This is a genomic window from Glycomyces halotolerans (assembly GCF_054779575.1).
Map to the genome: position 1 here is coordinate 16,435 of NZ_BAAGXZ010000035.1, position 15,119 is coordinate 31,553.

The 15,119-nt window shown below is 69.2% G+C and carries 13 protein-coding genes and 1 pseudogene; 5 read left to right on the forward strand and 9 right to left on the reverse strand.

Annotation, left to right across the window (positions count from 1 at the left end):
- Nucleotides 1–29: 29 nt before the first annotated feature.
- The gene (locus tag ACYVL2_RS19465; RefSeq protein ID WP_460546463.1) at nt 30–812 is read right to left on the reverse strand and encodes a sulfite exporter TauE/SafE family protein; all 783 of its coding nucleotides are present in this window, start codon (nt 810–812) and stop codon (nt 30–32) included.
- Between the two features lie 107 nt (nt 813–919).
- On the opposite strand from ACYVL2_RS19465, the gene ACYVL2_RS19470 reads away from it, so the two are divergent.
- Complete coding sequence (locus ACYVL2_RS19470; protein ID WP_460546465.1) at nt 920–1,504, forward strand: helix-turn-helix domain-containing protein; 585 nt, start codon at nt 920–922, stop codon at nt 1,502–1,504.
- Between the two features lie 186 nt (nt 1,505–1,690).
- Here the strand turns inward: ACYVL2_RS19470 and ACYVL2_RS19475 are convergent, their stop codons facing one another.
- On the reverse strand, nt 1,691–3,160 hold the full coding sequence (locus tag ACYVL2_RS19475; RefSeq protein WP_460546467.1) for a catalase: 1,470 nt from the start codon (nt 3,158–3,160) through the stop codon (nt 1,691–1,693).
- 224 nt (nt 3,161–3,384) lie between these two features.
- Between ACYVL2_RS19475 and ACYVL2_RS19480 the strand changes: the two genes are divergently transcribed.
- From ACYVL2_RS19480 to ACYVL2_RS19490, 3 genes are all read left to right on the forward strand, one after another.
- Nucleotides 3,385–3,804, forward strand: a complete 420-nt coding sequence (locus tag ACYVL2_RS19480) for a Fur family transcriptional regulator (RefSeq protein WP_460546469.1) — start codon at nt 3,385–3,387, stop codon at nt 3,802–3,804.
- Between the two features lie 85 nt (nt 3,805–3,889).
- Entirely contained in the window at nt 3,890–5,269 is a 1,380-nt protein-coding gene (gene nhaA / locus ACYVL2_RS19485) for a Na+/H+ antiporter NhaA (protein ID WP_460546471.1), read from the forward strand.
- A gap of 71 nt (nt 5,270–5,340) precedes the next feature.
- Nucleotides 5,341–5,730 (forward strand): DUF3151 domain-containing protein, encoded by a 390-nt coding sequence (locus ACYVL2_RS19490; RefSeq protein WP_460546484.1) that lies wholly within the window; start codon nt 5,341–5,343, stop codon nt 5,728–5,730.
- Between the two features lie 53 nt (nt 5,731–5,783).
- Here the strand turns inward: ACYVL2_RS19490 and ACYVL2_RS19495 are convergent, their stop codons facing one another.
- From ACYVL2_RS19495 to ACYVL2_RS19515, 5 genes and pseudogenes are all read right to left on the reverse strand, one after another.
- Nucleotides 5,784–6,251 (reverse strand): hypothetical protein, encoded by a 468-nt coding sequence (locus tag ACYVL2_RS19495; RefSeq protein WP_460546473.1) that lies wholly within the window; start codon nt 6,249–6,251, stop codon nt 5,784–5,786.
- Nucleotides 6,252–6,437: 186 nt separating this feature from the next.
- The gene (locus ACYVL2_RS19500) at nt 6,438–6,905 is read right to left on the reverse strand and encodes a Uma2 family endonuclease (RefSeq protein ID WP_460546475.1); all 468 of its coding nucleotides are present in this window, start codon (nt 6,903–6,905) and stop codon (nt 6,438–6,440) included.
- Nucleotides 6,906–7,005: 100 nt separating this feature from the next.
- Entirely contained in the window at nt 7,006–7,458 is a 453-nt protein-coding gene (locus ACYVL2_RS19505; protein ID WP_460546477.1) for a QcrA and Rieske domain-containing protein, read from the reverse strand.
- A gap of 163 nt (nt 7,459–7,621) precedes the next feature.
- Nucleotides 7,622–8,746: pseudogene (locus ACYVL2_RS19510) on the reverse strand (acyl-CoA dehydrogenase family protein); the annotation flags it as partial.
- An 8-nt stretch (nt 8,747–8,754) separates the two neighbouring features.
- Nucleotides 8,755–10,236 carry an acyl-CoA carboxylase subunit beta gene (locus ACYVL2_RS19515; RefSeq protein ID WP_460546485.1) on the reverse strand — a complete coding sequence of 494 codons (1,482 nt, stop codon included), beginning with the start codon at nt 10,234–10,236 and terminating at the stop codon, nt 8,755–8,757.
- A gap of 176 nt (nt 10,237–10,412) precedes the next feature.
- Between ACYVL2_RS19515 and ACYVL2_RS19520 the strand changes: the two genes are divergently transcribed.
- A complete protein-coding gene (locus ACYVL2_RS19520; RefSeq protein ID WP_460546479.1) occupies nt 10,413–12,476 on the forward strand; it encodes an acyltransferase family protein in 2,064 nt (687 codons plus the stop codon).
- Between the two features lie 7 nt (nt 12,477–12,483).
- Here ACYVL2_RS19520 and ACYVL2_RS19525 read toward each other — a convergent pair whose 3' ends face one another.
- Both ACYVL2_RS19525 and ACYVL2_RS19530 read right to left on the reverse strand, forming a co-directional pair.
- The gene (locus tag ACYVL2_RS19525) at nt 12,484–13,161 is read right to left on the reverse strand and encodes a hypothetical protein (protein ID WP_460546481.1); all 678 of its coding nucleotides are present in this window, start codon (nt 13,159–13,161) and stop codon (nt 12,484–12,486) included.
- Nucleotides 13,158–14,846 carry a hypothetical protein gene (locus tag ACYVL2_RS19530; protein WP_460546483.1) on the reverse strand — a complete coding sequence of 563 codons (1,689 nt, stop codon included), beginning with the start codon at nt 14,844–14,846 and terminating at the stop codon, nt 13,158–13,160. The genes ACYVL2_RS19525 and ACYVL2_RS19530 overlap by 4 nt, the downstream gene beginning before the upstream one ends.
- Between the last annotated feature and the right edge of the window lie 273 nt (nt 14,847–15,119).

A 15,119-nucleotide genomic window follows, 5' to 3' on the forward strand; every position in this document is an offset into this window, starting at 1 on the left:
GCCTGAAGCTTAGGCCGAGTGCCGGTGTGTCAGGAGACGTAGACGTCCCAGCCGAGCCGGGCCAGCAGGCCGGTGACGACGAGGACCAGGACGACGCGGACGAATTTGGAGCCGCCCGACATCGCCATGCGGGCGCCGATCCAGGCCCCGGTGATGGTGGCCATGCCCATGGACAGCCCCAGGACCCACCAGACGTGGCCGCCGGCGGCGAAGACGATGAGCGCGCCGAAGTTCGTGGCGGCGTTGACGACCTTGGTGTGCGCCGAGGCGGTCACGTAGTCGTAGCCGAGGATGGTGGTGAAGGCGACGGCGAGGAAGATGCCGGTGCCGGGGCCGATGATGCCGTCGTAGAAGGCCACGGCGACCCCGCAGGTGAGCATGACGGCGGCGGCCCGCAGGTTGGTGCGGAGCCTCGGCTGCGGCTCCACGCCGAGGCGCGGCTTGGAGACGACGAGGACGAGGACGGCCAGCAGGACCGCGATGACGATGGGCCGCAGGGCCTGCGACGAGACGGCGGCGGCCGCGGCGGCTCCGGCCCCGGAGGCGGCGAGGGCGAGGCCGGTGGTGGGCCACAGCATCCGGTGGTCGAGCTTGATCTTGAGGCCGTAGGTGATCGCCGAGGTGGTGGTGCCGAACACGGAGCTGAGTTTGTTGGTGCCCAGGAGGGTCGCCACGGGAGCGTTCGGGAAGGCGACCATGAGCGCCGGGAGGGAGACGAGTCCGCCGCCGCCGACGACCGCGTCCACCCAACCGGCGAAGAGGGCCGCGGCCACGAGCAGAGCGATGAGGGAGGGGTCGAGTTCCACGGGCACCAGGCGAGCCTATTAGCCGCACGGCTAGTCGACACGCCGATGAGGTGAGGAACACGTGTCGGTGCGTAATCATCTGGTATCAACAGGTGATGGATGCGACGAAACCCATGACGCACTTGGTGAAACGCGGCTACGAGTATACGTTCACGCCCGACGACCAGCAGCGCCGGAACCTCGAGGAGACGTTGGAAGCGGTTCGGGCCGTTTACAACTGGTCGCTGGCCGTGTTCCAGCGCGAGTGGCGTCGTGAGGAGTCGAAGATCTCCTACGCCGAGATCTCGTCGCGGTTGACCCGGTGGAAGAACCAGCCGGCGAACCGGTGGGTCAAGCAGTACTCGTCGGTGCCGCTGCAGCAGATCGCCAGGCAGCTGCACACCGAGTACCACGCGTTCATCAACGGGCGGCGGCCCGAGCCGGCGCCGAAGGAGCACGGCGAGCAGCGGGTGCTGGTGTACTCGCGGGCCGGCTACTACCTCAAGGGCCGCGAGGTGAAGCTCGCCAAGCACAAGGAGCCGTTGGCGATCGACTGGGGCCTGGAGCGGCCCAGCCGCGACGACATCACCTCGATCACGGTCACGCGCGAGGCCGACGACGACTGGCGGCTGTGGATCGTGGCCGAGGAGTTCGTGGAGGTGCCGCGCCAGAAGCCGCCCGAGTGCGGCGAGTGCGGCCGCGTCCTCGAGGAGCGGTGACGAAAGCGCCCGGCCGGGGAAACCCTTCAAACCCCGGCCGGGCGGATTGCGGCTCAGCTCGACAGATGACAGGGAGTCGAGGTCGCTGAGCCTTGTCGAGGTCGGCGGCGGGCCCTGGCGGCTCCGGTAGAGCCCGCCGCTCACTCTCGGCGCTTGTTCACTTATGGGTCCGGAAGGCGGCGGCGCCTACTTCCGGAGTTCGGCCACGGCCACCGTCAGGCGCTTGCCGAAGTCCTCGTCGGCCTTGGCGAAGTTGGCGATGGCGCGTTCGGCGATGTCGTCGCGGCTGACCTGCGAGATCGAGCCGGCCAGGTTCGCGATGAGGCGGTCCTTCTCCTCGTCGGTCATGAGCCGGTAGAGGTTGCCCGCCTGCACGAAGTCGTCGTCCTCGCTGTGCCTGGGGGTCTCCCACTCGCCGGTCTGGCCGGAGACCGGGATCGGCGCCCACAGCGGCTCGCCGGTCTGGTCGGGACCGCCGAACGAGTTCGGCTCGTAGTTCTTCTGTCCCTTGTGGCGGCCGTCGTAGTAGAACCCGTCGCGGTTGCCGTTGCGCGCCTCGGTGGCGTGCGGGCGGTTGACCGGCAGGTGGTCGGCGTTGACGCCGACGCGGTAGCGGTGCGCGTCGCCGTAGCCGAACAGGCGGCCCTGGAGCATCTTGTCGGGGCTGGGGCCGATGCCCGGCACGAAGTGCGCCGGGGAGAAGATCGACTGCTCGACCTCGGCGAAGATGTTCTCGGGGTTGCGGTTCAGCTCCAGCTTGCCGATCTCGATCGGCGGGTAGTCCGCGTGCGGCCACACCTTGGTGAGGTCGAACGGGTTGAACCGGTAGTTCGCGGCCTCGGCGGCCGGCATGATCTGGACCTGCACGGTCCAGGTCGGGTACTCGCCGCGCTCGATCGACTCGCGCAGGTCCCGCTGGTGCGAGTCGGGGTCGGCGCCGGCCAGCGCGTCGGCCTCCTCCTGGGTGAGGCACTTGATGCCCTGGTCGGTCTTGAAGTGGTACTTGACCCAGAATGCCTCGCCGTCGGCGTTGTACCACTGGAAGGTGTGCGAACCGAAGCCGTCCATGTGCCGGTAGGAGGCCGGGATGCCGCGGTCGCCGAACAGCCAGGTGACCTGGTGGGTCGACTCGGGCGACAGGCCCCAGAAGTCCCAGACGTTGTCCGGTTCCTGGCTGCCGGTGTACGGGTCGCGCTTCTGGGTGTGGATGAAGTCGGGGAACTTGATGGCGTCGCGGATGAAGAACACCGGGGTGTTGTTCCCGACGAGGTCGTAGTTGCCCTCTTCGGTGTAGAACTTCAGCGCGAAGCCGCGGGGGTCGCGCACGGCGTCGGCGGCGCCGAGGTTCCCGGCGACGGTCGAGAAGCGCAGGAAGACCTCGGTCTCCTTGCCGATCTCGGAGAGGAACTTGGCCTTGGTGTACTTGGAGACGTCGGCGGTGACGGTGAACTTGCCGTAGGCGCCGGCGCCGCGGGCGTGGACGACGCGCTCGGGGATGCGCTCGCGGTTGAAGTGCGCGAGCTTCTCGAGCAGCACCTGGTCCTGGATGAGCAGCGGTCCGCCAACCCCGGCCGCCTCGCTCTGGTTGTTATTGGCCACCGGAGCGCCGGACTCGGTGGTCAGCGGCCCCGCGGTGTTGTCGAACTGATCGCTCATGGAGAGCCCTCTCTAGCTTTCGTGGAGCGGGGTCCGGCGGTCCTGCTGTGAGACGGGCCGCGACCCCTCCTTGGCGACGCTTGCGAATCCTAAGCTTGCAATGCCGTCGGACTCGATCCTAGCTTAGACTGTGTCTAATGAAAGATCCAGTCCTGGGTAAGTGGTACCACAGTGTTCCTGCTGCTAGAGTGGGATCAACGCCCCAAGAAGCCTGAGAGAAAGACATGAGTGACCTTGTTAGCCGTCTGCGCGAGCACGCCTGGCGCATGACCCCACAGCGTCGAGTGATCGCCGAGACACTCGACGGCGCTCATGTGCACTACACCGCCGAGGAGATCCTCGAGCGCGCCTGCCGGCGCATGCCCGAGATCTCCCGCGCCACCGTCTACAACACCCTCAACGAGATGGTCGCCCTCGGCGAGGTCCTCGAGCTCAACTTCGACGGGCGCTCCAAGCGCTACGACCCCAACGTCGACCACGACCACCACCACCTCATCTGCGACGGCTGCGGCACCACCCGCGACGTTCACACGCTCGCCGACCCGCTCGACTGGCTGTCCGGCGACGAACGGCACGGCTTCACCGTCACCGACGCCTCGATCACCTTCCGCGGCCTGTGCCCGGAGTGCCGCACCCGGTCCTGAACCGCCCCCGGCCGCCCGCGGCGCGGCCGGGCGAATAGCGGCGACGACCCCCACCGGAGGCGGCGGCCTCGCTACGCTCGCTCGCATGAGAATGAGCAAGGAACCCTGGAAATCCCCCATCTGGCGATCAGGCCCGGCGTTCCTGTACTCCGACCAGCCGCTCGCCCGCTACGTCGGCCGCCCCGCCGCCGAATTCCTCAGGATCGAACCGGCCTCCGGCATCGCCCTGCTCGCCTGCGCCGTCATCGCGATGCTGTGGGCCAACTCCCCGTGGTCGGGCTCCTACGAGACGGTCTGGAACCTGGAGATCGCCCTCGACTTCGGCGGCTTCTCCATCACCCACAGCCTCCGAGACTGGATCAACGACGGCCTGATGGCCGTCTTCTTCTTCGTCGTCGGCATGGAGATCAAGAGCGAGATCGTCTCGGGCGAACTGCGCAGCCTCCGCGGCGCCGTCGCGCCCATCACCGCCGCGATCGGCGGCATGGTCGCCCCCGCGCTCGTCTACACCGCCCTCAACTTCGGCGGCGAGGGCGCACACGGCTGGGGCATCCCCATGGCCACCGACATCGCCTTCGCGCTCGGCATCCTCGCGCTGTTCGGCGACCGCATCCCCTCCGGCGCCCGCGTCTTCCTGCTCACCCTCGCCATCGTCGACGACCTCGGCGCCATCGGCGTCATCGCGATCTTCTACACCGACGAGCTCTCCATGCCCTGGCTCGCCGCCGCCGGCGTCTTCGTCGCCGCGACCATCGCCATGCGCGTGCTCAACGTCTGGTCTGGCCCGATCTACCTCGTCCTCGGCCTCGGCCTGTGGTTGGCGATGCTCGAGTCCGGCGTCCACGCCACCATCGCCGGAGTCATCATGGGCCTGCTCATCAGCGCCAAACCGCTCCTGGACCCCGACATCGCCCACGCCGAGGCCCAGAAGCTGGCCAAAGGCGGGCTCACCGCCGCCGAGACCGAGCGGCTGGTCAAGCTCACCAGGGAGTCCGTGCCGCCCGCCGAACGATTCCAAGGACGCCTCCACCCGTTCTCCTCGTTCCTGGTGCTGCCGCTGTTCGCGTTGGCCAACGCCGGGGTCGCACTCAGCGCCGACCTCCTGGCGGCGGCCGCCGTCTCCCCGGTGACCATCGGGATCGTCCTGGGCCTGGTCGTCGGCAAGATCGTCGGCATCACCGCCGTCACCTGGGTGGTGGTCAAACTCGGACTCGGCCGGCTTCCGGAGGGGACGAGCTGGCCCTTGGTGACCGGGGTCGCGGCCGTGGCCGGCGTCGGCTTCACCGTGGCACTGTTCATCACCGAGCTGGCCTTCCGCGGCGGCGACGCCGCCCTGCTCACCGACGAGGCCAAGATCGGCGTGCTCGCCGCCTCGCTGCTGGCCGCCTGCATCGGCGCGCTGGTGCTGTGGCTGTCCGCGCGCGCTCGCGGTGACGGCCTGGAGGCCGCGAGCGAAGAGCGTTAGGCTTGGCTCACCGGTTTGCACGAGCGACTCGACCCTAGAGTGAGGACATCGCATTGGCTCCGCAGAATCTCATGGCCCAGCCTCCGGCTACCCTCCTCCCCGAGGACACCGAGGCCCGGAAGTACCTCGACGAGCACTCACCCGAGGACACCGTCCGGAACTACCCGTGGTTCTGCGCCGCCTGGGCCCGGCTGGCGAAGAACGCCTTCGAGAACGGCGACGACATCGCCGCCTACGCCTTCGCGCGCACCGGCTACCACCGCGGCCTCGACCAGCTGCGCCGCAGCGGCTGGAAGGGCCACGGCCCGATCCCCTGGGAGCACAAGCCGAACCGCGGCTTCCTCAAGTCGCTCTACCAGCTCTCCCGCGCCGCCGCCTCCATCGGCGAGGCCGACGAGGCCGCCCGCTGCGCCCAGTTCCTCAGGGACTCCGACCCGGCCGCCGCCGACGCGCTCACCTGACCTGTACGACGACCGAACACCGGCCGGGGCGGCGAAGCCGCCCCGGCCGGTGCTCATTCGAGCTCGAGTTCGAGACGGACGCGGTTTCCGGTGTGGGACTCCACGGCCTCGGCGAACCGCTCGCGGTCGAGCCGCCACCATTGATCGATCGGCACCACCGCGTCGCGCTCGGGATCGACATCAGGGATTCGGGGGTCGGTCAACGGGTTGCGGCGCCGCAGCGGGTGCGACCGCGATCCCCGTTTCACGACCAGATAGGTGACCTTCGTACGGGAGATCCGCTTGGTGCGGAGGAACACGCCGGACACCTCTCGCCATGGCACGACAGTGAGACGGCCGAGGGCGAAGGTGCGGAGAGTGATGCCGTCCTCATCGACGAGCAGCCCGATCGGCCGGGCGACGGCGGCGGCGAACTTGAAGGCGATGAACACGACCGCTGCGATAGTCGTCAGCGCGCCGATGAGCTGCTCCAGCGGGCGGGGCAGGTCGGGGTAGCCTTCGCCCAGCTGGTCGAACACCATGATCGCGCCCGCGAGACCGAGCAGGAGGGCTCCCGGGACGAGCAGTAGGTCGCCACGGGTGAATCCGCAATGGGCGGCATATTCTGATGTTTTTTGACTCTGGGGCACGCCGGCGGATCTTAGTACACCGCGAGCACCGCCCGACCGGCCGAGCCGATGGTTCAGGCCGAACAGCGCTGTGGGCCGTCAGCGGTCGCAGTGAGCGAATGCCGAGGTGTCGAGGTCGAAGTCGAACGGCGCGGGGATCCTCACCCGACCGCTCAGATCCTCGGTCGCACGGGAGCGATAGCCGTGCTTCGATGGCCCTGAGTAGACCGACATCCGGCGATCGATCAGGTCGAGAGCAAGGTACACCTCGACTCCCGACCTGCCGTAGACATCGACCTGCCATGTCGGATCGGGACCGGGCGGCGACCGGTTCGGGTCCAGGTCCGCCGCGAGCGACAACGCTCTGCCCGGCGGCGGGCTGTCACCGGCGCGGAGCAGTCGGGAGTCGGACACGTGCACATCGGGTGCCAGTGCGACCTTCCAGGCCGGGAACTCGAAGAAGAGCGCCTCGTCGCCCGCTTCGTGATGGCCGGGAGCGTGCTCGTCGAGCTGACGGACGAGTTCCCTCATCAGCCTGATGTGCTTGCCGTTCGGCCACAGCGCCATGCGTCCCCCCTGTCGGTGCATGCTCCGTGGCCCGCCCGAGACGGGCGAGCCGGGCAGAGTGTAAGGGGCCGGTCCGACACGTACGGAGAAGGCGGGGCCGTCAGCCGAGGAGGATTCGGTCGCCGTCGACGGTGATCTCGACTTCGGTCAGGCCGGTCTCGGCCGGACCCTGGAGCAGCGCCCCTTCGAGGTCGAACTGGGAGCCGTGGTTCGGGCAGACGATGACCCCGTCGTCGGGCGCCTGCACGATCGTGCCCTGATGCGGGCACACCGCCGAGTACGCCGCGAACTCGTCCTCGCTCGGCTGGACGATCACCGTCTCCCCGGCCACGATCCCGCCGCCCACCGGGACCTCCGAGGTCCGGGCCAGCGCGTCGCCGCCCTCGCCGGTCGAATCCGAGCCCGAATCGCCGTTCGACTCCGCAGCCGGTTCGGCCGTGCCGCAGGCGGCCAGCGCGCCCGCCGCGCCCAGCGCCGCCGCGCCGCACATGAGTCCCCGCCGGGAGGCGAGGACCCGCTGTGCGATGGCCCGGCCCTTGTCGATGTCGGTCATTGCCGCTCCTCAGTCCGCCGCCGCGCCTCTCGCGGCGGCTGTGCCGAAATGCGCCGGTCGCGTGCATCCGAGTCGGTTCGGGTGCGGCACAGCGCTAAGTTCCGGTTCCGAGCTTGCCAGGGGCGTGCAAGCGAGGGCAATGATCTTGTTGAAGTCTTAATAAAACTCCCATGGACCTGGCGATCAGCATCCGCTGCACCTCGTTGGTGCCCTCGCCGATCTCCAGGATCTTGCAGTCCCGCCAAGCCCTGGCCACCGGCGTCTCGTTCATGAACCCGTAGCCGCCGAAGATCTGCGTCGCGTCCCGCGCGTTCTCCACGGCCATCTGCGAGGCGTGCAGCTTCGCCATCGCCGCGTCCGTGCCGAACGGCTCCCCCCGGTCGGCCTTCTCGGCCGCGTCCACATACGCCAACCGCGCCGTGTGCGCGCGCAACCGCATGTCGGCCAGCATGAACGCGATCGACTGGTTCGCGCCGATCGGCTTGCCGAACGCCTCCCGCTCCTTGGCGTGCGCCACCGACTCGTCCAGGCAGCCCTGCGCCATCCCCGCCGACAGGGCCGCCAGCGCCACCCGCCCGTAGTCCAGCAGCTCCAAGAACTGCGCGAACCCCTTGCCGCGCTCGCCGATGAGGTTCTCGGCCGGCACCCGGCAGCCGTCGAAGTACAACGGCCGCGTGTCCGAAGCCCGCCAGCCCACTTTGGAGTACTCCGGGCCGATCTCCAGGCCCGGCGTCCCCGGCTCGACCGCGATGCACGACACCTCGCCCGGGCCGGTGGTCGCCGTCGCGACGATGAGGTCGGTCATCGGCGTCCCGGCGTTGGTGATGAAGCACTTGCCCCCGTCGATCACCCACTGGTCGCCCTCGAGCCGGGCGCGCGTGTCGGTCCGACCCGCGTCGGTGCCGCCGCTCGGCTCGGTCAACGCGAACGCGCACAGGCCCTCCCCGGCGGCCAGGCGCGGCAGCCACCGCCGGCGCTGCTCGGGCGTGCCGTACTTGGCCACCGCCTCGGCCCCGAGCGTCACCCCGGCCTCCACCGTGACCGCCACCGACGAGTCGACCTTGCCGATCTCCTCGAGCGCCAGGCACAGCATGAGCAGCCCGGCGTCGGCCCCGCCGTACTCCTCGGGCAGCGTGACGCCGAAGACGCCGAGCCTGCCCAGGTCGCGGACCAGGTCGGTCGGGAACGATCCGCGCTCGTAGTGGTCGGCGATGACGGGTCTGATCTCGGTCTGCGCGAAGTCCCTCACCGCGCTGGCGAACTCGGCCTGTTCGGGCGTGAGTCTCATGGCTCCTCCTACACCGGTGTTATCGGATGTCTGCGGTCGCCGAAGCGCCGGTCCTTTTGGGACAGCCTTCGGTAGCGTGCGATGAGGTCGGCCCGCAACCGCTCGGGCTCGACGATGTCGTCGACGACCAGCTCGCCCGCCAGGCGCCGCAGGTCGATGTCGGCCTCGTACTCCGCGCGCCGGTCGGCGATGAACCGCTCGCGCTCCTGGGGGTCGTCGATGGCGGCGATCTTGCCGGCGTACACGGCGTTGACGGCGGCATCGGCCCCCATGACGGCGATCTTGGCGCTGGGCAGGGCGATGACGGCGTCGGAGCCGAACGCCGGTCCGGCCATGGCGTACAGCCCGGCCCCGTAGGCCTTGCGGACCACGACGCAGAGCTTCGGCACGGTCGCCTCGGAGACGGCGGCGATCATCTTGGCGCCGTGGCGGATGATGCCGGTCTTCTCGAATTCGGTGCCGACCATGAAGCCTGGCACGTCGGCCAGGAACAGCAGCGGCACGTTGAACGCGTCGCAGGTGTTCACGAACCGGGCGGCCTTGTCGGCCGAGTCGGAGAACAGGACGCCGCCGCGCACGGCCGGGTTGGAGGCGACGATGCCGACCGGGCGGCCGTCGAGCCGGGCGAACGCGCATACGAGCTCGCCTGCCCAGCGCGCCTGCACCTCCAGGACCGAGTCGCGGTCGACCAGGCCGTCGATGAACTCGTGCATGTCGAAGGCCGTCGACTCCCCGGCGGGGACGACCTCGGCCAGGTCGATCTCGCGCGGCGGCCGGGAGGCGCGGACCGGCGGCGGCTGCGTCCAGTTCGACGGCAGGTACGACAGCCACCGGCGCACCGAGGCGATCGCCTCGTCCTCGTTGCGGCACAGGAAATGCCCGACACCGGACTGTTCGCAGTGGACGCGCGCCCCGCCCATGTCCTCCAATGTGGTCTGCTCGCCGGTGACCATCTGGACCATGCGCGGGCTGCCGAGGTACATCGAGGCGTTGCCGTCGACCATCGCCACGATGTCGCAGAACGCCGGTATGTAGGCCCCTCCGGCGGCCGAGGGGCCGAACAGCGCGCACGCCTGCGGGATCTGGCCGGAGGCGCGCACCTGCTCGTAGAAGATCCGGCCGGCCCCGCGCCGCCCCGGGAACAGCTGCACCTGGTCGGTGATCCGCGCTCCGGCCGAGTCGACCAGGTAGACGATCGGGTGCCGCTCGGCCTGCGCCGCCTCGATGGTGCGGACGATCTTCTCGACGGTCCTGGCGCCCCAGGACCCGGCCTTGACGGTGGAGTCGTTGGCGATCACGCGGACCGGACGGCCCTGCACGGTCGCCGATCCGCAGACCACGCCGTCGGCCGGGAGCGTCGGGTCCGGGTTGGCCCAGAGCGCGTCCTCGGTGAACGAGTCGGCGTCGGTCAGCCGCCTGATCCGCTCGCGCGCGTGGTACTTGCCGGCAGCGGCGGCGGCCTTGTGGTACTTCTCGGCGCCCCCGCGCATGATGGCCTCGCGCTCGGCTCGGTAGTCCACCTCGACTCCTTCCCGGACTTGAAACTTAACGATCGTTAAGGTGCTTTCATTGTGTCCTGTGAAGTACCCGCTGTCAAACGCGGGTCACCCCCACCGGCCGCCGCTACCCTCGAAGAGCCCCTCCCGCACCTCCCACCCGGAGACCCATGAGCACCGAGACCGGGCAGACCACGCCCCCCGAGCCGCACACCGCCGCGCGCCCGGGCCGGGCCCGGCCGCGACACCTCGTCGAGATCGACGGCCTGCGCGGGGTCGCCATCGTCATCATCGCCGCCTACCACATCTGGTTCAACCGCGTCTCCGGCGGCGTCGACGTGTTCCTCCTGCTCTCGGGCTTCTTCATCACCGGCAGCCTCGTCCGCCGCGTCGAAACCGGCCACGGCATCGGCCCCGTCCGCTACTCGGCCCGCATCATCCGCCGCATCTTCCCGCCGGCGCTCATCGTCGCCGCCGCCATGGTCCCCATGACCGTGCTCTGGCTGCCGCGCGCCACCTGGAACCAGCAGCTCGGCGACCTGATCGCCTCGGCGTTCTACGTCGGCAACTGGCGCCTGGCCGAAACCTCCGTCGACTACCTGTCTTCGAACAACGGCGCCAGCATCGTCCAGCACTACTGGTCGTTGGGCATACAAGCCCAGTTCTACCTCGTGTGGCCGGTCCTCATCGCCGCCTGCGCGCTCCTCGCCCGCAGCACCGGCCGCGGCCTGCGCCCAGTGCTCGCCGCGGCCTTCGGAGCCGTCTTCCTCGCCTCTTTCGCCTACGCCCTCGCCGCGGTCGACACCGACCAGGCCTACGCCTACTTCGACACCCGCGCCCGCATGTGGCAGTTCGCCGCCGGCGCCCTCCTGGCGATGGCGCTCCCACTGCTCAAACTCGGCCGCCGCACCGCCGCGGCCCTGTCCTGGACGGCCGTGGCCGCCCTCGCCGCCTGCGGCATGATCCTGGAGAGCACCGAGTTCCCCGGAGCGGCCGCCATGTGGCCCGTGCTCACTGCCGGAGCGATCATCGTCGTCGCCTCCGTCCAGCCCGGCGCGGGCGCCGGACGCCTGCTCAACACCAGGCCCCTCCAGCACCTCGGCAGACTCTCCTACACCCTCTACCTGTGGCACTGGCCCGTCCTCGTCTGCTACCTCGCCGCCACCGGCCGCGACACCGCCACCCTGCTCGGCGGCCTCGGCGTCATCGCCGTCTCGATCGCCCTCGCCGAAGCCACCCGCTGGGCCGTCGAACTGCGCCTGCCGAGGACCGGCTGGGGCCAGCACACCGCACGCGGCGCCTACGCGCTCGGCGCCGCCTGCCTGGCCCTCGTCCTCGCCGCGACCGCCGCCCTGGCCGGCTACATCGCCTACGAACGGCACCGCCTCGACCCGGCCGCGGCCGACGCGAGCCGCTACCCGGGCGCCGCGGCGCTGGCCGAGGACCTCGAGGTGGAGACGGCCGACTTCATCCCCTCGACCCTCGACGCGGCCGACGACCGCGACCCGGCCCTGTCGGGCGAGTGCAACCAGTCCATGGAGGGCTACGACGTCGTCCGCTGCGACTTCGCCGCCGACGAGGCCGAGGCCGAGCGGACGGTGGTCATGTACGGCGGCTCCAAGATCTGGCACTGGCTCCCTGCCATGGAGGACGTCGCCGAACGCCACAGGTGGCACCTGGTCACGTTCATCAAGAACGCCTGCATCATCGCCACCGAGCAGCCGAACCCGGACCAGGAGCGCTACCGCTCCTGCGACGCCTGGAACGACGCGGCCGTCGACGCCATCGCCGAGCTCGAACCCGACCTGGTCTTCACCTACGGATCCCGCGTCGGCTACGACGCCGTCGAGACCTTCCCCGAATACACCGAACGCTACGAGCAGTTGCGCGAGACCGGCGCCGAAGTGTTCATCGTCCGCGACACCCCCAGCCCGCGCTTCGACATCCCCACCTGCGTCGACCTCCACGGGGCCGATGCCGCCGAATGCGCCGTCGACCGCGACGACTACTACCCGGACCCGGAGGCGTTCGAGCGCCTCGCCGTCCCCGAAGGCGTCCACAAGATCGACCTGACCGACCGCATCTGCGGACCCGAAGTCTGCGAGCCGGTGGTCGGCAACATCCTGGTCTACCGGGACGACGCCCACCTCACCAACACGTATGCGGCCACCCTCGCCCCCTACCTGGAGGCCGAGTTGCTGGGCGCGCTGGAGCGCTCGGCGGCGGCCGAGTGACGGGAGCTCAGAGGTCCCGGTCGGCCGCGACCGCGAAATCGGCGAACAGCTCCGCCGAGTACCGCTCACCGGCCTGTTCGGCCTCGTCGGGGTCCGCCGTGGAGTAGTACCGCGTCTCCGCCGAGAAGGCCAGGTCCCCGTGGAATCCCAGGAAGACGGAGTCGTGCATCCGCACCTCCACCGGCTCGGCGCCGTCGCAGCCGGTCGGGGCCTCGCACTCCATCGTCCCCGAGACCAGCTCGGAGTCGTCGCGGAACTCGGCCCAGTCCCGCTCGTCGGCATCGAGCGGATCGGGGATCTCCGGGTATTCGTCGCGCTCGGGGGAGTCGGGGCCGATGAGCTTGACGCTCAGCGTCCACTCGACGGCGTCGCGGCCCGCGGCAGCCGCGCCGTAGACGTCCCGCGGCTCGACGTCGCAGACGTAAGGGTCGCCCTGTGATCGGGTCGAGCCGGTGCCCCAGGACCCGTCGATCCGGTACTCCGCCGGGTCGGCTCCGTCGGGAAGGAGTTCGGCCGCCAGAGTTTCGCAATATTTTTCCGGGACCGCCAGCTCGGTCGCGGTCTCGCTCGCGGTCGGTACGTTCGGGTCATCGGATCCGTCGGCTCCCTGTCCGCAGCCTGCGGCGATCGACGCCGTGAGGCCGACGGCGGCCGGCATGGTCCACAGCGGTCGTCCGATCTTCACGCTCGATCCCCTGACAGCTCGATCTCGTAGTCGGTCTCGACGCCCTCTCCGGGAGCGGTGCCTCCCCGCGCCGGATGATCGTCGTAGCGGCTGTCGGTCCCCCGGTCGGTGGCGTCGGCCGCGTCGCCCGGGTTCCAATCGGTGTCGGGTGCCGAGTAGTCCCAGTCTGGCATAGCCCGGTCGTACGAGGCCCCTACATCGTTGTCGGACTCGGCGTACGCTTCTGCCGCGTCTTCGAGCTGCTCTCCCGCGATGATGTACCTGGCGCAGGTGGTTCGGATGTAGTCGACGAGCTCGTCCCGGATCGCGATGATCTCCTGGTCGGCCCAGGACGGGTTGCCGTCCTTGTCGGCGAGGTCGCCGTCGGCGCTGGTGGTCTCATTCAGTTTGCCCAGCACGCCCTCGTACCGGGCGGCGGCGTCGTAGCAGTTCTTGGCCAGGGCGAGGATGTCGGCCGGATCGGCGGTGAAGCCGTCGGTGTCGCTCGGAGCGCCCGAGGAGTTCGCGGTGAGGTCGTACAGCTCCAGGTTGTAGCTGTGCGTGTCGTTGATCTTTCCGCGGAACACGGAGATCCCGGAGCTGAGGTCGGTCTCGTGGCTCTGGACCGAGTCGTTGAGCTTCGAGATCTCCGATTCGAGCGTGTTCATGATCTCCGGGATCTCGTATTTGAGCCCTTCGTTCGTCGTCGCCTCGGGAAGCAGGTTCTCTCCCAGGAACCCCACGAGGGTCACCGCGGCTCCGACTCCGCCGGCCACGCCGCTCCATGCGCCGCCGACCGCGATCGCGGTGCCGAGCCCCTGAAGGGTCTTCCAACCGTCCACTAGGTTGTGTGTCTGGATCTCCATCTGCTCGAAGGAACTGGTCGCCCAATCGATCCAGTAGATAGTGTTGTTGCGCGCGTACTCGATGATCGCCGACCGCTCGGCGTAGCAGTTGGCGAGGCAGCCGAGTATGCCGGACTGGTTGCTCATCGTCCGAGTGGTCGAGGCTGCGAATCCTTCCTTGAAGCGATCCGCGGCCAGCCCTGTCCAGCTCTCCAGCCAATCCTTGTTGACACCGTCGCGGTCGGAGACGTCCTCGACGATTCCGGGGAAGTCGCGTTCGTTTAACGGTTCCCATCCGGAGGAGATACCGGACTCGGAATCGGAGCCCGCTTCCAGCCCCATGTCCTTGCCGAGCCGGATGAGCATGTCGTAGGCGTCTTCGAGGCGCGAGACGTCGTGGGCGTCGAACAGCGGCACGTCGTAGAAGATGGTGTCCCGTTCGCTCCAGGCCCAGTCCTCGATCGCCGCCAGGAGGTCCCCCACCGGACAGGTGATGTGTCGCGGCACATGGATCATTCCGCCCCCGCGAATGTCGGGTATCTCGACGTCGTCTTCTCGGACTCCGGTCGCACCGGAGCAGGAGATGGACGAAGGGGAGCCGTCCTGGCCGCTCTCCGCCCAGTCCACGAAAGCGCATTCGCCGGAGTTGACGTGAATTGCGACTAGCTGTTCGGTGTACACGGTGGCGTCGGGGGCGGTGACCGCGCTCTGCGGCGCGATGTAGTTCGTGGTCGGGGCCTGCTGACTGCCGAGACCCTCGACGGCTTCCTTGCGCCACCGTTTGGTCAGCGCCTCGTGGAACTTGGTCAGCGCGTTCTCTATGTCGGTCGAATGGTTCGGGCCGACGAGGTAGTTGGCCATGCGGGACTCCTTGGGGGTGCCGCCTTCCGGTCCCGCCGAAGGCGGGAGCGGGGACCGCATGCGGTCCGATTCGTTGCTTCGAGGACTGTGGTCCACGCTACCAATCGGCCGCAACCCGGGCATTTCGGCGATCGTCGTGCTCGGTCGGCCGGGCCTCGGAGATGGTCAGGGCCGTGTCGGGGTGGGGCCTGTTTGGAGCATCGATCGGTGTTGGGGTTGGGCCGCAGCCGGTCCGGGTCCGGAACATGAAAGCATTCGCACCCTGAGAGTGAC